The 19,537-nt window shown below is 30.7% G+C and carries 20 protein-coding genes and 2 pseudogenes; 20 read left to right on the plus strand and 2 right to left on the minus strand.

Annotated elements, in window-relative coordinates:
* Positions 1 to 73 precede the first annotated feature (73 nt).
* The 10 genes and pseudogenes from ACIJYA_RS01145 (at position 74) to msrB (ending at position 10,607) form a co-directional block, all read left to right on the plus strand.
* The gene (locus ACIJYA_RS01145; protein ID WP_435088653.1) at positions 74 to 1,642 is read left to right on the plus strand and encodes a 2-isopropylmalate synthase; all 1,569 of its coding nucleotides are present in this window, start codon (positions 74 to 76) and stop codon (positions 1,640 to 1,642) included.
* A 1-nt stretch (position 1,643) separates the two neighbouring features.
* Positions 1,644 to 2,679: pseudogene (locus ACIJYA_RS01150) on the plus strand (rod shape-determining protein).
* A 5-nt stretch (positions 2,680 to 2,684) separates the two neighbouring features.
* A complete protein-coding gene (mreC, locus tag ACIJYA_RS01155; RefSeq protein ID WP_435088654.1) occupies positions 2,685 to 3,542 on the plus strand; it encodes a rod shape-determining protein MreC in 858 nt (285 codons plus the stop codon).
* Complete coding sequence (locus ACIJYA_RS01160; RefSeq protein ID WP_435088655.1) at positions 3,542 to 4,060, plus strand: rod shape-determining protein MreD; 519 nt, start codon at positions 3,542 to 3,544, stop codon at positions 4,058 to 4,060. Before mreC ends, ACIJYA_RS01160 begins: the two co-directional genes overlap by 1 nt.
* Positions 4,061 to 4,103: 43 nt before the next feature.
* Positions 4,104 to 5,956: pseudogene (mrdA, locus tag ACIJYA_RS01165) on the plus strand (penicillin-binding protein 2).
* On the plus strand, positions 5,957 to 7,081 hold the full coding sequence (gene rodA, locus ACIJYA_RS01170) for a rod shape-determining protein RodA (RefSeq protein WP_435088656.1): 1,125 nt from the start codon (positions 5,957 to 5,959) through the stop codon (positions 7,079 to 7,081).
* 69 nt (positions 7,082 to 7,150) lie between these two features.
* Positions 7,151 to 8,392 (plus strand): NAD(P)/FAD-dependent oxidoreductase, encoded by a 1,242-nt coding sequence (locus tag ACIJYA_RS01175; protein WP_435088657.1) that lies wholly within the window; start codon positions 7,151 to 7,153, stop codon positions 8,390 to 8,392.
* A 27-nt stretch (positions 8,393 to 8,419) separates the two neighbouring features.
* Entirely contained in the window at positions 8,420 to 9,289 is an 870-nt protein-coding gene (locus ACIJYA_RS01180; protein WP_435089240.1) for a DMT family transporter, read from the plus strand.
* Positions 9,282 to 10,232 carry a D-2-hydroxyacid dehydrogenase family protein gene (locus ACIJYA_RS01185; RefSeq protein WP_435088658.1) on the plus strand — a complete coding sequence of 317 codons (951 nt, stop codon included), beginning with the start codon at positions 9,282 to 9,284 and terminating at the stop codon, positions 10,230 to 10,232. Before ACIJYA_RS01180 ends, ACIJYA_RS01185 begins: the two co-directional genes overlap by 8 nt.
* 3 nt (positions 10,233 to 10,235) lie before the next feature.
* Entirely contained in the window at positions 10,236 to 10,607 is a 372-nt protein-coding gene (gene msrB / locus ACIJYA_RS01190; RefSeq protein WP_435088659.1) for a peptide-methionine (R)-S-oxide reductase MsrB, read from the plus strand.
* Positions 10,608 to 10,635: 28 nt separating this feature from the next.
* On the opposite strand, the gene grxC is transcribed toward msrB, so the two are convergent.
* Both grxC and ACIJYA_RS01200 read right to left on the minus strand, forming a co-directional pair.
* Positions 10,636 to 10,890, minus strand: coding sequence for a glutaredoxin 3 (grxC, locus tag ACIJYA_RS01195; RefSeq protein ID WP_435088660.1), 255 nt, complete (start codon positions 10,888 to 10,890; stop codon positions 10,636 to 10,638).
* Between the two features lie 3 nt (positions 10,891 to 10,893).
* On the minus strand, positions 10,894 to 11,190 hold the full coding sequence (locus ACIJYA_RS01200) for a TIGR03643 family protein (protein ID WP_435088661.1): 297 nt from the start codon (positions 11,188 to 11,190) through the stop codon (positions 10,894 to 10,896).
* A gap of 120 nt (positions 11,191 to 11,310) precedes the next feature.
* Here ACIJYA_RS01200 and ACIJYA_RS01205 point away from each other — a divergent pair, with 120 nt between their 5' ends.
* From ACIJYA_RS01205 to ACIJYA_RS01250, 10 genes are all read left to right on the plus strand, one after another.
* Positions 11,311 to 11,925, plus strand: coding sequence for a LysE family translocator (locus ACIJYA_RS01205; RefSeq protein WP_435088662.1), 615 nt, complete (start codon positions 11,311 to 11,313; stop codon positions 11,923 to 11,925).
* A 111-nt stretch (positions 11,926 to 12,036) separates the two neighbouring features.
* Positions 12,037 to 13,275: an amino acid ABC transporter substrate-binding protein gene (locus ACIJYA_RS01210; protein WP_435088663.1), complete on the plus strand. Its 1,239-nt coding sequence runs from the start codon at positions 12,037 to 12,039 to the stop codon at positions 13,273 to 13,275.
* A 63-nt stretch (positions 13,276 to 13,338) separates the two neighbouring features.
* Positions 13,339 to 14,232 carry a branched-chain amino acid ABC transporter permease gene (locus ACIJYA_RS01215; protein ID WP_435088664.1) on the plus strand — a complete coding sequence of 298 codons (894 nt, stop codon included), beginning with the start codon at positions 13,339 to 13,341 and terminating at the stop codon, positions 14,230 to 14,232.
* Complete coding sequence (locus ACIJYA_RS01220) at positions 14,232 to 15,284, plus strand: branched-chain amino acid ABC transporter permease (RefSeq protein ID WP_435089242.1); 1,053 nt, start codon at positions 14,232 to 14,234, stop codon at positions 15,282 to 15,284. The genes ACIJYA_RS01215 and ACIJYA_RS01220 overlap by 1 nt, the downstream gene beginning before the upstream one ends.
* The gene (locus ACIJYA_RS01225; protein WP_435088665.1) at positions 15,284 to 16,024 is read left to right on the plus strand and encodes an ABC transporter ATP-binding protein; all 741 of its coding nucleotides are present in this window, start codon (positions 15,284 to 15,286) and stop codon (positions 16,022 to 16,024) included. The genes ACIJYA_RS01220 and ACIJYA_RS01225 overlap by 1 nt, the downstream gene beginning before the upstream one ends.
* Positions 16,024 to 16,809: an ABC transporter ATP-binding protein gene (locus ACIJYA_RS01230; protein ID WP_435088666.1), complete on the plus strand. Its 786-nt coding sequence runs from the start codon at positions 16,024 to 16,026 to the stop codon at positions 16,807 to 16,809. Before ACIJYA_RS01225 ends, ACIJYA_RS01230 begins: the two co-directional genes overlap by 1 nt.
* Positions 16,809 to 17,513, plus strand: a complete 705-nt coding sequence (locus tag ACIJYA_RS01235) for an AzlC family ABC transporter permease (RefSeq protein ID WP_435088667.1) — start codon at positions 16,809 to 16,811, stop codon at positions 17,511 to 17,513. Before ACIJYA_RS01230 ends, ACIJYA_RS01235 begins: the two co-directional genes overlap by 1 nt.
* On the plus strand, positions 17,503 to 17,826 hold the full coding sequence (locus tag ACIJYA_RS01240) for an AzlD domain-containing protein (protein WP_435088668.1): 324 nt from the start codon (positions 17,503 to 17,505) through the stop codon (positions 17,824 to 17,826). The genes ACIJYA_RS01235 and ACIJYA_RS01240 overlap by 11 nt, the downstream gene beginning before the upstream one ends.
* The gene (glaH, locus tag ACIJYA_RS01245) at positions 17,826 to 18,737 is read left to right on the plus strand and encodes a glutarate dioxygenase GlaH (protein ID WP_435088669.1); all 912 of its coding nucleotides are present in this window, start codon (positions 17,826 to 17,828) and stop codon (positions 18,735 to 18,737) included. The genes ACIJYA_RS01240 and glaH overlap by 1 nt, the downstream gene beginning before the upstream one ends.
* Positions 18,738 to 18,769: 32 nt before the next feature.
* The gene (locus ACIJYA_RS01250; protein ID WP_435088670.1) at positions 18,770 to 19,537 is read left to right on the plus strand and encodes a pyrroline-5-carboxylate reductase; all 768 of its coding nucleotides are present in this window, start codon (positions 18,770 to 18,772) and stop codon (positions 19,535 to 19,537) included.

The raw sequence follows: 19,537 nt of genomic DNA on the forward strand, positions 1-19,537 counted from the left end.
TAAGAGTAATTTAAGTTATTATTTTGCATTCTCTCTTATAGATTGTATTATACATTTTCAAAAAAATTTTGTTATGAGCGACAAAGATAAAGTATTTATATTTGATACTACTATGCGTGATGGTGAACAATCACCAGGTGCGTCTATGAGTTTAGAGGAGAAAATTCAAATTTCTAGAATTTTTGATGAGCTTGGAATTGATATCATTGAAGCTGGCTTTCCAATAGCATCGCCCGGTGATTTTGAAGCCGTAAAAGCAATAAGTAAAATTGTAAAAAACTCGATTCCTTGTGGATTATCGAGAGCTAGTAAGAAAGATATTGATGCGTGCCATGAAGCGTTAAAAGCAGCTCCAAGATTCAGAATTCATACTTTTATTTCAACAAGTCCATTACATATGAAACATAAGTTGAATAAAACTCCAGAACAAGTTTTGGAAGCTATTAAAGAAAGTGTGACCTATGCAAGAAATTTAACTGATGATGTTGAATGGTCATGTGAAGATGGCACAAGAACTGATATGGATTTTATGTGTAAAATAGTTGAGCTTGCAATAAGCAGTGGTGCTAAAACAATTAATATTCCAGATACAGTTGGTTATACAATTCCATCAGAGTTTACAAAAATTATTTCAACATTAAAAAATAAAGTTCCAAATATTGATAAAGCAATTCTATCTGTTCATTGTCACAATGATCTAGGATTAGCAGTAGCAAATTCTTTGGCTGGTGTTGAGGCAGGGGCTAGACAAGTAGAATGTACAATAAATGGAATCGGTGAGAGAGCGGGCAATGCAGCTCTTGAAGAAATAGTTATGGCTATTAGAACAAGAAATGATCTGATGCCATACTCAACTGGAATAAAAACTGAATTATTAAGCAAAGCTTCAAAAATAGTTTCGAATGCAACCTTCCCAGTTCAATTTAACAAAGCGATTGTTGGAAAAAATGCATTTGCTCATGAGGCGGGTATTCACCAAGATGGAATGCTAAAGAATAGAGAAACTTATGAAATTATGACACCAGAAAGTGTAGGTGTTAAAAAAACATCTTTAGTGATGGGCAAGCATTCTGGAAGACATGCTTTTAAAGAAAAACTTAATGATCTTGGTTATGCTGATGTAACTGATGATGTGATTCAAACTGCTTTTGGAAAATTCAAAGTTTTAGCAGATAAAAAGAAACATGTTTATGACGATGATATAATGGCATTGGTCGATGATAGTCTTATTACTGATAACCAGATAAATGCAATTAATTTAAAATCTTTGAAAGTTTTTGCAGGAACAGGTGAACCTCAAAGAGCAGAAATGACTTTGGATGTTTATGGTGAAGTTAAAAAAACCTCGGAAACGGGTGATGGTCCTGTTGATGCAATATTTAAATGTATAAAAGTTTTGTACCCTCATGACGTAAAATTACAATTGTATCAAGTTCATGCAGTAACAGAGGGAACGGATGCTCAAGCAACAGTAAGTGTTAGAATTGAAGAAAAAGGAAAAACAACAGTTGGGCAGGCAGCAGATACAGACACATTAGTTGCATCTGCCAACGCATATTTAAGCGCATTAAATAAAATGATTATTAAACGAGATAAAACAGCTCCAATGGAGCAAGAAAATGAAAAAGTGAGAGGTATATAAAATGGGACTATTCGATAGAGTTAAAAAAATTTGGAGTCAAGATATGGCAATTGATCTTGGAACTGCTAACACACTAGTTGTTTTAAAAGGTCAAGGGGTAGTTCTAAATGAACCCTCTGTTGTTGCAATAGTTGATCAAAATGGAAAAAAAAATGTATTGGCAGTTGGTGATGAAGCAAAAACAATGCTTGGAAGAACGCCAGGAAATATAAGTGCAATCAGACCTTTAAGAGACGGTGTAATCGCAGATTTTATCGTTACTGAGGAAATGATAAAACATTTTATTAAAAAAGTTCATAAGGGAAGTACATTTGCAAATCCAAGAATTTTAATTTGTGTTCCAACAGGCTCAACACCTGTTGAAAGAAAAGCAATTCAAGATAGTGCACTTGCTGCAGGTGCTAGAAGAGTTCAATTAATTGAAGAACCTATCGCTGCTGCTATTGGTGCGGGACTTCCAATTTCTGAGGCAACAGGTTCTATGGTTGTAGATATAGGTGGTGGAACAAGTGAGATAGCTGTTATGTCTTTAGGTGGGTTGGTTTACTCTAAATCTTTAAGAGTTCGCTGGTGACGCTATGGATACCGCAATTGTTAATTACATGCGAAAAGAATATAATCTTTTAATTGGAGACGGCACCGCTGAAAAAATTAAAAAAGAAATGGGTACTGCATTAGCATCAGGTAAAAATACATACCCAGTTAAAGGTAGAGATCTTAGATCTGGTACACCAAAAGAAGTAAATATTACAGAAGAAGATACTGCAGAAGCATTAAATGACATAATGAAAGAAATGATTAATGCCATTAAACAAGCCTTGGAAAATACACCTCCAGAATTATCTGCTGACTTAGTTGATATGGGATTAACATTAACAGGTGGTGGAGCATTATTGAAAAATATTGATAAAAGGTTTGCAAAAGAAACAGGTTTACCAGTCCATGTTGCGGATGATCCATTATCTTGTGTTGCAGTTGGTACTGGAAAAGCGTTAGATCAAGAAGAAACATTTTCCACTATGTTATCTGAATATTAAGATCTATGGCTTCAAGCAGAGATGATTTTGTAATTGCAATTAGATCTGCTTTTTTAAAAAAAAGTTATCAGCAAAAATTTTCATTACTAACTTATATATTTTTATCCTTTGTTATAATAATATTAGGAAGTTTAAATTTTAAAGCTGTTCAATATATAAAAATAGGTATTAATGAAGTTGTTTATCGCTCATCTTTTATTGCCTCTTCTCCAGAAAATTATTTTAAAGATGTTAAAATTAAAATAGAGGAACATTTTAACTTTTATAATCAGTATAAAAAAAGTGAAATTGAATTAAAAAAATTAAAGGAAAATAAACTATCTAACGATTTTTTAGTTTTAGAAAATAATAAATTAAGAGAACTAATTAACGAAACAGTACAGTCAGAAGATGTGTACGCGAAGGTTTTAGTCGACAAAGACAGTCCTTATTTAAAATCAATTATTTTAAACAAAGGTTCAAAAGATAATGTCAAAATTGGTATGGCAATTGTAGATGGTATCTATTTAGTGGGTAAAATAATTGAAGTAAATTACACCAATTCTAGAGCGTTACTCTTATCTGATTTAAATAGTAAAATTCCAGTTTTATTAGAACCAATAGATATTCATGCTGTGCTCTCTGGAACAGGAAAAAATCATGGTGTCATTGAATACACTAAAGATGAATATAATCAGAAATTAGATGGCAAAGAAATGATTGTTTATACCTCTGGATATGGTGGTTTATTTAAATCAGGCTTACCAGTAGGCAAAATATTCACTGATAATATAAATAAAGAAAATAAAGTAAATTTTTTTTCTGATTTTAGACAATTAGATTATGTAAAAATCGTTTCTTATGACATCGGGAGCGGTAATTAATGTCCTCACTTAATAAATATAATCTCACAAAATCATTATTATTTTATCTTCCTGTATTTTTTTTATTTTTATCTGTATTAAATGAAATTGATTTTAATTACTTAGAAGTAAAATATTTTTCATTAAACATAGCTCATATTTTAATATTTTATTGGACATTGAAAAATCCAAGATATTTAAATTATGGGTCAATATTCCTAGCAGGTTTAGTTAATGATGTAGTAGTTGGTTTACCTGTAGGTATTAGCAGTTTTTGTTATCTGTTAATCTGTGCGGTAACAGCATATTTGAGAAATATTACCATTACACCAAAATTTATAAATGACTGGATATCATTGTTGTTTACCATTTCATTAGTTAACTCTATCCAAATTATAACTTTAGATTTTATATTCTCAATTGAAGTTAACTATTTAAGGTACCTGATAAATTCAGGTTTCACTTTTATTTTTTATCCAATTTTTTTATTTTTATTTAATATTTTAGAAAAAAAAATCACAATTCAGAAAAATGATTAAAAGAAATTTTGGTATAAGAAAATCAGACATTATAAATCGACGAATGTTTATAATTGGTACAGCTAAGTTGATTATTTTTAGTGGATTAATTGCTCGTTTATTTTCATTGCAAATTAATGATAACAAAAAGTATTTAACACTATCTGACAAAAATAGAATTAGAGAGTGGAAACTGCCTCCTACACGAGGAAATATAATTGATTATTTTGGAAATATAATTGCTGGTAATTTAAAAGTATATCAATTGCATATTATTCCTGAACAGGTTGAAAATTTTAATTATCTTCTTTCAAGATTAAAAGTAATTTTAAACTTAAGTTCAAAAAAAATTGAAAAAATAAAAAAAAAAGAAATCAATTGAAGCCATGGGAAAGTTTAATTATTTCAGAAAATTTAAGTTGGGACGAATTTTCAAAAATTAACAATTATTTGTATGAATTGGCAGGAGTAAAACCTGTCATGACTATTTCAAGAGATTATCCGTTTGACGACATTTATACCCATGTATTAGGGTATGTAAGTCAACCTGATGAAGATGATATTTTAGCAAATAAAGTGATTCAAGAAAAATTTGTTCCTGGAATAAAGATTGGAAAGTTGGGATTAGAAAAAACTTTAGAAAATGATTTAATTGGTGTGAATGGCATACAAAGATATGAGGTCAATGCTTATGGTAAAAGAATAAATCATCTTGAGTATCAAAAAGGTAAACCAGGTTCAAAAATAAGGATTACAATCGATACAGAAGTGCAAAAATTATCTGCTAAATTATTAGTCGGTAAAGCTGGCTCAATAAGTGTGATAGATATTTATACAGGTGAAGTAATTGCGATGTATTCATCTCCCTCATACAACCCAAATTCTTTTTTATTTGGCATAAGTCAAGATGAGTGGCAATTGATTAGAAACAACCCATTAAAGCCATTAATTAACAAAACTATTTCGGGACTTTATTCACCAGGCTCAACTATCAAACCAATTGTTGCTTTATCAGCTTTAGAAAATGGAATAATCGACACTAAATTTAAGGTTAACTGTAAAGGTAAAATGGAATTACATGGCCAAACTTTTCACTGCTGGAAAGAAAGAGGGCATGGTTATGTTTCCTTAAAAAATGCTATGAAACAATCATGTGATACCTATTTTTATGAAGTAGCAAGAAAACTTGGTGTAGATAGATTAAAAATTACTGCTGATAAATTTGGTTTAGGAAAAAAAGTTCTAGGAGAATATTTTGAAAATGAAAAAACAGGTCAGTTCCCTGATACAAAATGGAAAATAAATAACCTTGGTAAAGGTTGGGTATTAGGTGAAACTTTAATCACTGGTATCGGTCAAGGATATACTCAAACAACTCCTATTCAACTTTGCTTAATGACAGCTCAAATTGCCAATGGTGGTTATAAAATTAAGCCTAAAATTTTAACTGACGATAATCAACTAACATCTGAACAAGTTAAAAAGGCTATGCAGGATAGTAAACTGAATAACTCTTATGATCCATTATATGATGATCAAAAAAATATTAAGATTATTCAAGAGGCAATGTTTAGTTCAACCAATGAATTAAGAGGAACTTCATACAAGTCGCGAATAGAGGATCCAAAATATCAATTTGCAGGTAAAACTGGAACTGCTCAGGTTAAGTCAATAAGTAAAAGAGAGCGAGAGCTTGATCTTAAAACTTTTCAAATACCATATGAAGAGAGAGATCACGCTTTATATGTTGCTTTTGGTCCATATAAAAATCCAAGATATGCAGTTAGTATTATTGTAGAGCATGGTGGCTCAGGTAGTTCAGCTGCAGCACCAATAGCAAAAGAATTATTTAAATTAATAGTTGATCGTCACGAATTTAGAAAAAAACTACCAGACTACAAAGAGTTTAATATTTAAATGTACCAGTATAAACGATTAAATTCAGATCAAAATTTTTTTCAAAAAATTAAAAATTTAGATTTTATTTTATTGTTTTGTATAATTATCTTATCAGCATTAAGTGTTTTTATAATGTATTCTACTGATGGGGGTGAATTTCTTTACCATACAAAAAGTCATTTAATAAAATTAATAGTTTTTTTTATTTTGATGTTAGTGATTTCATTTTTTAATATTAAGTTTTGGCATCTATGTTCTTATTTTTTATATGGAGCAATCATTTTATTACTTATTTGGGTTTCTCTATATGGAGTAAAAGTATCAGGATCACAAAGATGGATTAATTTATATTTTTTAGTTTTACAACCATCAGAATTAATGAAAATAGGAATTATTTTATGCCTTGCAAAATATTATCATCGTGTGAGCATTGAAAAAGTAAATTCATTCACTAGTATTTCTGTTTCACTGGCTATAATTGTAATACCAATAATGTTTGTATTATCTCAGCCTGATTTAGGAACATCTATATTAATAGTAACTAGTGGGCTAATCGTAATATGGTTGGGTGGTGTAAAAATAAAGTACTTTGTTGTGTCATTTGTAGTTTTTTTGATTTCATTACCATTCATAATTACTTATTTAGAGCCTTATCAAAAACTTAGAATTTTAACTTTTCTAGATCCTGATCGAGATCCATTAGGAGCTGGTTATCAAATTATCCAATCTAAAATTGCGATAGGTTCTGGGGGATTTTCAGGAAAAGGTTTTCTGCAAGGGACCCAAAGTTATTTAGAATTTCTTCCAGAAAAACACACAGACTTTATTTTTACTTTATTTTCAGAGGAGTTTGGTTTCATAGGTTCATTAGGACTTTTATTGCTATACACAATTATTATTCTGAGAATAATCCAAATAGGTGCCATCTCAAAAAATAGTTTTGCAAGACTTTTTTGTTTTGGTTTTGCATTTGCTATTTTTATTTATATTACTGTCAATTTATCAATGGTGCTAGGGCTGCTGCCTATAGTTGGCTCACCACTACCAATAATGTCATATGGGGGATCTTCAATGCTTGCAACAATGATTGGTTTTGGCATCGTAATGAGTGCTAAAGTTCATAGCCAACAAACTATAGCTTAAAAAATTCTAATATAAATAAAGTATAATTTGTCACTACCAAATATTAAAATTTGATTATAAAAAGCATTTGTGAACAAAAATATTAAAGTCGGAATCGTAGGTGCAGGAATACAAGGTGTATCAAATGCTTTGTTTCTACAAAAAAAAGGTTTTAATGTAACTATTTTTGACAGAGACAATCCTGGTACTCAAGCCGCCTCTTATGGAAACGCAGGACATTTTTCACCTTATGCTTCAGTTCCTTTAAATCGCCCAGATGTTTTAGCAGATGTACCTTCAATGTTATTAAGTTCATCAGGACCTTTAGCTTTGAAATGGAATTATGTACCAAAGATGATTCCATGGTTTTTAAAATTCATAATGAATTCTACAACAAAAAATATGATGCACACTGCTAAAAATATGCATCAAATTTTAGATTTAGCATTACCTGCTTATGATGAGCTTTTTGATGAAATTGATTTAGAGGGTTTAGTTGAAAATAAAGGAATTCTATATATTTGGAATGATCAAGATCTTAAAAGCAGAGAATTAGAAATTAAGATTAGAGACGAGCTAGGTGTTGAGCAACAATTAGTTAACAAATCTGAAATTCATGATCTTGAACCACACATTAAACCTTTTTATCATGCAGGTGTTTATTATCCGTATGCAAGACATGCAAGAAATCCAAGAAAGATCCTTTTAAAACTTTTTGATTTATTCTTAAAGAAAGGTGGAAAATTTAATAAGGTAAATATTAAAGATATTAATTTTGATGAAGAAAAACCAGTTTTTAAAACTGAAAATCAAAGTTTTATTTTTGATAAAGTGATAATTGCTTGTGGTGCTTTTTCTAAAAAGTTAACAGATAATTTAGGTGAAAGAATACCTCTAGATACTGAAAGAGGTTATCATGTTCACTTTAAAGGCTGTGATCATTTATTAAGTAGACCAGTTATTTTTTCAAATAGAGGTTTTGGGATTACTCCAATGGAACAGGGTTTAAGAGTAGTCGGAACCGTTGAATTTGGTGGATTAGATAATCCGATATCAAAATCAAGAGTTAAAAACTTAATTGATAATGCCAAATATATGCTTGGAGATTTACCCGAACATGAAGATGAATGGTTGGGATTTAGACCTTCATTACCAGATTTCCTTCCAGTAATGGGTCCATCAAAAAATCATAAAAATGTTTTTTATTGTTTTGGGCACCATCATTTAGGTTGGACATTAGGCCCAATTTCTGGAAAGATTGTTTCTGGAATGATCGCAAACGAAAATACAAATTTAAATTTAGATCCTTATAGTTCATTAAGATTTAGTTAATTTATGCAAAATGTAAGAGCGTACATAATGCTAGTGTGCGCCACACTATTTTGGGCAGGCAATTTCATGGTAGGAAAATTTGCATCTTTAGAAAACATTCCACCAATGTCACTTGTATTCTTTAGATGGTCTCTTGTTTGGTTAATTCTTTTACCTTTTACCTACAAAGAAATAATTAAAAATAAAGTTATAATTATAAATAATTTGCCTTTGTTATTTTTTTTAGCTTTTACAAGTGTTGGATTATTTAATACTTTTACGTATTTATCCTTAGTTCACACCCAAGTAATTAATGCTTCTCTTTTTAATACAGCTATTCCTGCAGCTATAATTTTTTTATGTTTTTTATTCAAAATTGAAAAAACTAACAAATTTCAAATACTTGGATTGATATTATCTGTATTTGGAATTTTATCGATAATTACAAAACTTGATTTAAACGTTTTGTTAACTTTAAATTTTAATAAAGGAGATCTTATAATGATTGGTGGAGTTATTACCTGGGGTTTGTATTCTGCTTTTTTAAAAAATAAAAAATTTACTTTACCACTTTTAACTCTGGTTCATGTTTTATGTACTTTTGGTTTAATATTTATATTTCCACAATTTCTTTATGAGTACTCTCAAGGACTAAGAGTTAGTTTTAACTCGAATCTTTACTACACTTTAATATATCTGGCATTATTCCCAAGTATAGGTTCTTATTATTGTTGGGCAGGAGCAGTTTCAATCATAGGAGCTAATAGAGCGGGTATTTTTTTATCATTAATCCCTTTTTTTAGTACAATAATGGCAATAATTTTTTTTAATGAACAATTTAATTTTTTTCATTTAATTGGATCAATTTTAATTATATTAGGTTTATTTTTATCAAATAAGAAAGTTCAAAATGCTTAAAGTTGCAATATTAGATGACTATCAAGATGTTTCACAAGAATTTGTGGATTTAAAAAAATTATCTGGAAAATATGAGTTTAAAATTTTTAGTGAACCTTTTTTGGATGAGGCTGATGCCATCGAGCAACTAGCTGATTTTGAAGCACTGCTAATTATGCGTGAGCGAACACCAATAACAAAAAATATAATCGATAATCTAAATGATCTTAAATATATCATCACAAGTGGCTCAAGAAATAAAGCGATTGATTTAGAGGCTGCTAAAAAAAGAAAAATTATAGTTTGTGGTACAGAGATTAACTTTAATCCCACATGTGAATTAACTTGGGCTTTAATATTGGGGTTATCAAAAAATCTTAAAACTGAAATTGATAATATGTACCAAGGCTACTGGCAAACAACGATAGGCTTTGAACTTAAAGGAAAAATCATTGGTTTAATTGGCCTTGGAAGAGTGGGTTCACAGGTTGCTAAAATCGCAAAGGCTTTTGGCATGCAAGTAATGGCTTGGAGTGAAAATTTAGATTTAGACAAATGTAAAGAATTAGATGTACTTCCATGTACTAAGGAAGATTTAATTAAAACATCAGATTATATCTCAATTCATGTTCAAGGTGGAGAGCGTTATAAAGATTGCATAACAATTAAAGAATTTGATCAAATGAAAAAAACAGCTTTTTTAATTAATACTTCTAGAGGTTCAATTGTAAACGAAGATGATTTAATAATTGCTTTATCAACCAATGTTATTCTTGGTGCAGGATTAGATGTTTATGAAAAAGAACCTTTGCCAGAAGGAAATAAATTAAGATTTTTGTCAAATGCGTTACTCACACCACACATTGGTTATGTAACTGCTGAAAATTATAGTATTTTTTATACTCAGATGATTGAAGATCTTGAGGCTTGTGTTGAAGGGAAACCTTTAAGAGTTATAGAATAAATAATGACAAAAAAAATTAATCCTAACCTTACTGCAGAACAACAATTAGTTTTATTTGAAGAGGGAACTGAACTGGCAGGCACAAGTGAACTTAATCATGAGAAAAGAGAAGGAAGTTTTCATTGTGCTAATTGTGGAGAAAAGTTATTTGACTCAAACACAAAATATGAAAGTGGATCTGGTTGGCCTTCATTTTATCAGTCATTACCTGATGTATTTGAAACTAAAACTGATCATCATTTAGGTTACGCTAGAACTGAATACCACTGTAAAAAATGTGGTGGACATCATGGACATATATTTGAAGACGGACCAGAGCCAACTGGAAAAAGATACTGTAACAATGGTGTTTGTTTGGTTTTTAAGCCAAAATAACCCAATTTTATTTAAATAAAATTATTTTTTATTTTAAAAGATCTTGTAGCTTGTTCTCTTTTTCTAAAGTTCTAACATCATCGTAGCCACCCATATGTTGATCATCAAAGAAAATTTGAGGAATAGTCCTTTTACCATTAGCTTTTGTAATCATCTCATCCATGGCACCATCAACTGTTGCAATGTTAATTTCTTTATATTCAACGTTATTTCTAGTTAATAATTTCTTAGCAGCTTCACAGTAATTACAAAGTGGCCCTGTATAAATGGTAACTGATTTCATCTCTTATAAATAATCATTCTTTTTAATTTTACTAGTAATTTCTTTTCTAGAGTATTCAAATTTTTTCCTATGTTTTATACTTTTTTGATTAACTCTTTTTCTCCATAATCTAAAGGAGGTAGGTTTCACTGATCTTCGCATAATCTTAATAACCTCAGATTCTGTCTTACCAGTCTTTTTTTCTATTTCTTCAAAAGTGATCCTATCTGCCCAGGCAGCCCAAACGATCCAATCTGGATCATCCACTTTTGGCTCTGGATTTTTAACTCTAGTTATGGGGGTGTGACCTTTTTTTTTCATAAATCCTTTATATTTGAAAAAAATGATTAATGCATTTTTTTTAGGGTATGATATTATGATTTTGATAGTCCATCTTAGCCATCTTTAGCTCCCGGTTTTTTTGGACTATCTATCCTTAAAATGTTTCCCTTAAATTATTTCCTATTTTTACAAATAATCCTGTTTTTATTTATTACACCTGGTACCCCTCGAATTGTAATCATTTCATACTCAATGAATTATGGAGTTCAAAAATGTATTTGGACTGCACTGGGAGATATTACGGCAAATTTTATACAAGCTACTTTAGTTATTTTTGTAATTGGATCTTTTTTTGTCGATAATCCAAATTTTTTAAATATTTTTAAATGGGTTGGAGTAACTTATATTTTATATCTTGCTTATGATCTTTATAAATCAAAACCTAAAGATGTAAGTTCAGATAACATTTCATCAAAAAGTTTATTTTCTTTTTTTAGAGATGGTTTTTTAGTTGCAGGAACAAGTCCAAAGGCATGGATGTTCTTTCCATTAATATTTCCACAGTTCATTGATTTTAATTCAAACTATGTTGTTCAATTCTTTATTTTAATTACAACGTATGTTGTTTTAGATTTTTTATCTTTGATTGCTTATGCAGTGCTTGCTAGAAAATTAATTGTTTGGATAAAAGCTAATCCTAAGGTTATTAATACAATTTCAGCGTGCGTTTTAGTTATTATTGCGATTATCATTGCTTTTATTCAAAAGTATTAAGTTGCAAGGTGTGTATTAGTTATAATAGCTATGCATAATACTATCTTGTTAATTGATCATTTTAAGGCTTTAATTAGTTTTTAAATTTAAAAACTAGAAAAGGAAAATAAAATGAAAATTAGAAACATAATTATTACATTAGTTTCTGCAATTGCACTTTTAATTTCAGCTTCAACTGTATCTTTCGCGAAGGTTGTTGGAGATAAAATTATTTTAGGTGCAGCTGTTTCATTAACTGGAAAATATTCATCAAATGGTGTTCATACTCAAAACGGCTATAATTTGGCTGTTGAGAGAATTAATAGCATGGGTGGTGTTAAAGTTGGTGGAAAAAATTACAAGTTTGAAATCATTTATTACGATGATGAGTCAAACTCTGGTAGAGCAGCTCAACTTGCAGAAAGATTAATCAAACAAGATGGTGTTCAGTTCATGCTTGGGCCATACAGCTCAGGACTTACTAAAGCTATGGCGCCTGTAACTGAAAAATATGGAATACCAATGGTAGAAGCTAACGGTGCATCTAGATCGTTATTTACTAAAGGTTATAAATATTTATTTGCAGTGCTTGCACCAGCAAATTTATATCTTGATGTGGCTATTACAACTGCTGTTGAATTAAATGGTGGAAAACCAGTTAAGATTGCAATGGCATTTGAACAAGATGCTTTCTCACAAGACGTGAGACTAGGTATTGTTGATGCTGCAAAGAGAACTGGTTCTAAAATCATTATTGATGACAAATTACCTAAAGAGCTAAATGATATGGCTGCTACTTTATCTAAAGTAAAAGCTACTAAGCCAGATGTATTAGTTGTATCAGGTCACACAAAAGGTGCATTAACTGCAATCAGACAAATATCTGAAATGAAAGTTGATGTTCCAATGTTAGCAATGACCCACTGTGATGCTGCTAAATTATCTAAACAACATGGTAAAGCTTCTGAGTACGCACTTTGTGCTTCTCAATGGCATAAATCATTATCATACAAAGATAAGTATTTTGGTGGTGGTATGAAATATGCTGGAGACTTTAATTCTAAGTTTGGATATGAGCCTCCTTACCAAGCTGCTGAATCTTCAGCTGCTTTATTAGTTTACAAAGATGCGTTCGAAAGAGCAAATTCATTTGATACTAAAAAAGTTAGAGATGCTTTAGCTGCAACTGACATGCAAACTTTTTATGGAAATATAAAATTTGCAGAAGGTGGTCAGAACATTTCTAAACCAATGGTTCTTTTCCAAGTAATCTGTGATGATGGTGGAAAATGTGAAAATAAAGTTGTTGCACCACTTAAATGGGCTTCAGCTGAGTTAGTTCACCCAATACCATCTTGGTCTAAAAGATAATATCTAATATGAAAATGCTCCCTAGTAATAGGGGGCATTTTTGAATAAACACTTAAAGAATTTATGGATTTTCTAATTTTCCAAGTACCAATGTTAATGGTTCAAGCGTCAATGGACGGAATACTATTAGGTATTTTATTTGCATTAATTGCTTATGGAATGGCATTGCAATGGGGAGTAATGAATATAATTAACATTGCTCAAGGGGAATTAGTAATCATGGGTGGTTACATCGCTTACTTTATGTATTTGTCAGGAATACACCCAGCCTTTGGAATTATTGTGTCACCAATTATTATGTATTGTGTTGGTTGGGGAATGTACAAACTTGTTATTAACAAAGTAGTAGATAAAGATTTATTTACATCAATACTTGCAACATTTGGAATAAGTATTCTGGCACAACAGTTAATGAACTTTGCATTTGGTGCAGATGTTGTGGTTGCTCAGTCAAATTTTGGAACAACCATGTTGTTTGATAATATGGTTACAATTCCTAATGCTAAAATATTTTCAGGTGCAGTTTGCGTAATATCAGCAATTATTCTTGTTGTTTATATGAGAAAATCTAAATTAGGCCGTGCAATTAGAGCAACAGCACAAAATGCAAGAGCAGCAAAGATTTTAGGTGTTGATACTGAAAAAGTTTATGCAGCAACTTTTGGAATTAACGCAGCTTTATGTGGAATAGCGGGTGCGTGTATAGCAATTACATTTACGCTTCATCCTTATACGGGATTACCTTATACCGTCAGATCTTTTATGATTGTAATTATTGCTGGATTAGGAAATTTACCAGCAGTAGCAATATCTGGAATGGGACTAGGAGTATTTGAAGAGTGGGCAGATTACCTACTTGGAACAGAATTTAGAATAGCAGCAGTATTTTCGTTATTAGTAATCATACTGGTTTATAGAAGATTTAAATTATCAAGAAAAAGAGAGTATTTAAAATGATGAATAAAAATACTCTTTTATATCTGGGACTATTAATTTTTGGATTAATTGGAGCATTTATTTTTCCCGCTTATAAGCTTCAGTTATCATTTCTTTATATTCTAATCGTACTAGCAATGACGTGGGATGTTCAAGGTGGTCAAATGGGATATAACACATTTGGCAATATACTATTCTTTGGTATTGGAATGTATGTTGCATCCAGTACACAAATAGCAATGTTTTTCTCATTAGCTGAATGGACAGACGCTGGTGGAGAAAAAACTTTTGTTCACACAATTCCACAATTCTTTCAAGGTTTTGGTGTGGGTATAATTTTATCAGGAATAATCCCAATGATTATAGCTGGAGTTATAGGTTATGGAATTTTAGGTTTAAGAGGTCACTATTTTGCTATTTGCACTTTAGCATTAGGAATTGCTGCTGGAGAAATAGCTGGGGGAATAGAAATCATTGGAGCTGGTCAAGGTATGACTGTTCCTGTTTGGCCAAAAGGATTTGGTTCTAACGAGTCTTCATCACAATTTTTATATTACTTAAGTTTTGCTTTAGTGGTTGTAACTTTTATTACTTTAAAGTGGGCATACAGTACAAGGTTTGGATTAGTTCTAAATGCAATAAGAGATAATGAAGACAAAGCAGAAGCAATGGGAATTCATACAATGAGATATAAAATTATTGGTTGGATGGTCTCAGCATTTTTTGTTGGAATAGCTGGTGGACTAATGGGTCATATCAATGGTTACATTGAGCCGACAGAAATAGCATTTGCTGGACCAACTTTTGGAGTGTTCATGGTATTAATGGCAATACTTGGTGGAAAAGGAACTTTATGGGGACCACTTGTTGGCGCAACTGTTTTTCATTTATTTAAAGAAGGTTTTTGGACATACTTTTTGGGTTGGCAGTATGTTGCTTTAGGAGTTTTAATTGTAGTAATCGTTGTTTACTTTCCTGAGGGAATAATGGGATGGTTAAGAGAAAAATACCCAGAAAAATTTGGTGAAACAATTGATGAAGCAGATCGAAAGGCGCAGGTAGAATTAAAATAATGTCTATATTGGATGTAACAGGAGTTAGTAAATCTTTTGGTGGTGTAAAAGCTAACGTTGACATTTCAATGTCCGTTGAACAAGGATCAATTGTTGGATTAATTGGACCAAATGGATCAGGAAAAACAACATTATTTAATTCTATTGTTGGAACCTATCCAATTGACAAGGGTTCAATTAAATTTGATGGAACAGAAGTTTCTGAATTACCTGTACCAGTTGTTGCAAAATTAGGATTGTTAAGAACTTTTCAACAAACAAGAATCTATGGAAAATTAAACTGTATTGAAAATATGTTAATTAGCCATAAGCCTGAAAATGATGGAATTCTTACTGTATTTCAAAAAATACCATCTGATTTAACTGATAAAGCTGAAACTTTATTGAAATTTGTTGGTCTTCACCAAAAAAGAAAGCTTAGAGCAGGAGACCTTTCTTTTGGTCAGCAAAAATTATTAGAACTTGCTATGGCATTAATGAATGAGCCTAAAATGCTTTTATTAGATGAGCCAACAGCAGGAATTAATCCAACATTAATAAATGGAATTATTGATCGTTTGATCAAAGTAAATAAAGAATATGGAATTACTTTATTGGTTATTGAACACAATATGAAAGTGATTATGAATTTAGCTCAAAAAGTTTTCTGTTTAGCCCATGGTCAAATGTTAGCTGATGGAACACCTGAAGAGATTAGAAATGATAAGCGTGTGTTAGATGCTTACTTGGGGGCCCAATAATGTCTAATCAATATGATGTATTAGGAAAAGCACCAGGTGTAGAGGAGTTACAAAAATTATCTCCTGATAATAATCATGTAACTATTAATAAGCTATCTGCTGGTTATGGAAAAATGGAAATTCTTCATGATTTTGATTTACGAGTTAGTAAAGCTCAATCTTTATGTTTGATTGGACCAAATGGTGCGGGAAAATCTACAATCCTTCATTCAATTTATGGTTTTACAAATATTTTTTCAGGACAAATAGAAATTGATGGAAAAGAAATTACAAACTTAACTCCAGCAGAAAAATTAAAGTCATGTGGTATCGCCTATATCTTGCAAGACAATTCTGTTTTTCCAGACATGACAGTGGAAGAGAATTTATTGATGGGTGGTTATATAAAAGAAAATACAGATGAATCTTATCAAGAAGCAGAAAGAATTTTTGAAAAATATGAACGATTAAGAAACAGAAGAAACCAACCAGCAAAAGTTTTATCTGGTGGTGAAAGAAGATTACTGGAAATTTCAAGAGCACTCGTAATGAAACCATCTGTTTTATTAGTTGATGAGCCTTCAATTGGACTGGAGCCAAGATATATTGATATGGTTTTTGAAATTTTAAGAGACCTGCAGATAACAGAAAAAAAAACAATCATATTAGTGGAACAAAATGCTAAAAAGGGATTAGAGTTTGCTGACATTGGATACGTTTTAGTATCAGGGCAAACTGCTATTGCTGGCAAAGGGGATGACTTGTTAAATAATCCTGATGTCGGTAGATTATTCCTTGGAGGCTAATGATTAATAAAGATTTTTTCTTTAGAGGCTTTAAATCTATTATAAAACCCGACAGTCCAGCACTTGCACTTGGTTGCTGCTTCATAGCAATTGGAGCTTTACTTAAAAATTTAGGGTTTAATATTCAAGAAAGTATTTTTTCAACCATGTTGACTTATGCTTTACCTGGATCACTAGTTATGGCTGAGTCATTATTAGTTGGTGCTTCGTTATTAAATATTTTTCTAGCTGTTTGGTTTGTTAATGCTCGATTATATCCAATGGCTGTTTCTTTATTTCCATTAATGATGCACAAAAGTCAACCAAAGTGGAAGTATTACTTCTCATGTCATTTCATTGCAGTGTCAGCATGGCTAATAATGAAAAGTAATTATAAAGACATTGAAAAAAAACACAGAATAGACTTTTGGATTGGAATTGGCTGTGCAACATGGACTACCGCTGTAGTAGGTACATTTATTGGATTTTTTGCATCAGATTATTTGGATAAAAATATGATGATGGGTTTAGCGATTTTAAATCCAATTTATTTTTTATGTATGATGGTAGGTGCAATGAGAACTATCCAAATAGGTGCGTCAGTAATATTAGGTTTGCTTTTGGGGCCAATATTTTATTTTTTATCTCCAGAATGGTCAATTTTACTTGGTGGTGTTATTGGTGGAACCATTGCTTATTTTGTAGGAGAACTTAATGTCAACTAGTGTAGTTCTTGCAATCTTAGTCACTTCACTTGCAACTTTTTCTTCAAGATTGCTAGGTGTGATTTCATCAGAAGGAATAAAAGAAACTTCGAAATTATTTAGATGGTTTAATTGTTTGGCCTATTCAACTTTAGCAGCCTTGATAGCTAGAACAATTATTTTTCCTGTAGGAGTATTATCTGATGCAAGTTATTTAAGTAGAGCAACAGTGGTATTGTTTTGCTTATTTATTTTTTTTATATCTAAAAGAAATTTTGTTTATCCGACTGTAATTTCTGCTATCATGATGACATTATTAAGCGAGCACTTATAATGGAAAAAATTTCTGGTTTAACAATTTCAGAACATACTAATTCAAAAAGAATAATTAATATTGATCTTGAAAATGAAATTATTGAAAAACTAATATTCCCTTTCAATAAATTTGATTTAACAGCGTTAGAACTTAGACCCTTTACGCGATTCACTATTGCAAAAAGCTTAGATGATTTAACAAATAATAAGTTAAGCAAATTAATGAACTCCATCATTAGAGATAGATCTACAGGTTGCTTTGTAATTGGTCCTAAAAATATTACAGCAAAAATTAATGATAAATTTTTAGTTAAGCTATCTACTGCTATTGCACACTTAATAGGAGTACCCAATCATGACTCGATGGCTGGTAAGTATTATGCGAGATTTGTTGTGAAACATGAAGATAAAAGTGACTCGTATTTAAGAAAAGCATACAGAAATATGGATCTACACACAGATGGAACTTATGTTAAAGAGGTTACTGATTGGCTGTTAATGTCCAAAATTGATGAACAAAATGTAGAAGGTGGAGAGACTGCAATGTTACACCTCGATGATTGGGAACATTGTGATGATTTATACAATGATCCTGTTGGAAAACAGAATTTCGTTTGGGGCTCACCTAAAAGTAAAAATGTAGATTACAAAGTAGAACATCCAGTTTTTTCATCAGATGAAAATGGCAAACCTAATATTTCTTATATAGATCAGTTTCCAGAGCCCAAGAATATGGAACAAGGTAATTTTTTACAAAGATTATCAGATGCTTTAGAAGAAAGTAAAAATAAAACTATAACTAAATTACCAGTCGGATCTTCAATAATTGCTAACAATTACTTTTGGTTACACGGAAGAAAACCTTTTAAAGAAAACGAAGAATTAAGTAGAGAATTATTAAGAATTAGAGGCTCTTTTTTTATTAATTAATTCAATATAATCAATATAAAGTATTCAAATTTATGAATTTAGGATTTATAGGCACAGGCAAAATATCATCTTCAGTAATTACTGGTATTTGCACATCTAAAATTTCATTTAATAAAATTATAATCTCTGCAAGAAATAAAAAGATCGCCAGAAGTTTAAAACAAAAATTTAAAAAAATAATTATCGCTAAAGATAATCAGCAAATAGTTGATAAATGTGATTGGGTATTTTTAGCTGTTACACCTATTGTTGGTGAGAAAATAATTAAAGATCTAAAATTTAAATCAAAACAAACAATAGTAAGTTTTATTTCTACAATTACTTTGTCTCAATTAAAAAAAGCAATAAAAGTTAAAGCCAAGATTGTAAGAGCCATACCATTGCCACCAATATCATTAAAAAAAGGGCCAGTCCCGATATGTCCTCCTGATAAAAAAGTAAAAGCTTTCTTTGATAAAATTGGAACTACTGTTGAAATTAAAAATGAAAAATCATCTATTAACTTTTGGTCTACCTCAGGAATGATGGCACCTTTTTATCAACTATTAAATAGTATGACTAATTGGTTAGTTAAAAGAGGAGTCAAAAGAAATAATGCTCAAAAATATATAACATCATTATTCTTAGCATTATCAGAAGATGCAGTTGTAAATTCAAAAAAAGATTTAAAGTATTTAGTAAAAGAGTCACAAACCCCAAAAGGTCTTAATGAACAAGGTGTTAAAGAACTTTCTAAAGCTGGATTTTTCAAGTCATTAGACAAAACATTGAATAGTATTCATAAAAGACTTAGCAAATAA

The sequence above is a fragment of the Candidatus Pelagibacter bacterium nBUS_29 genome, assembly GCF_051200905.1.
In the GTDB taxonomy this organism is placed as follows: Bacteria; Pseudomonadota; Alphaproteobacteria; order Pelagibacterales; family Pelagibacteraceae; genus Pelagibacter.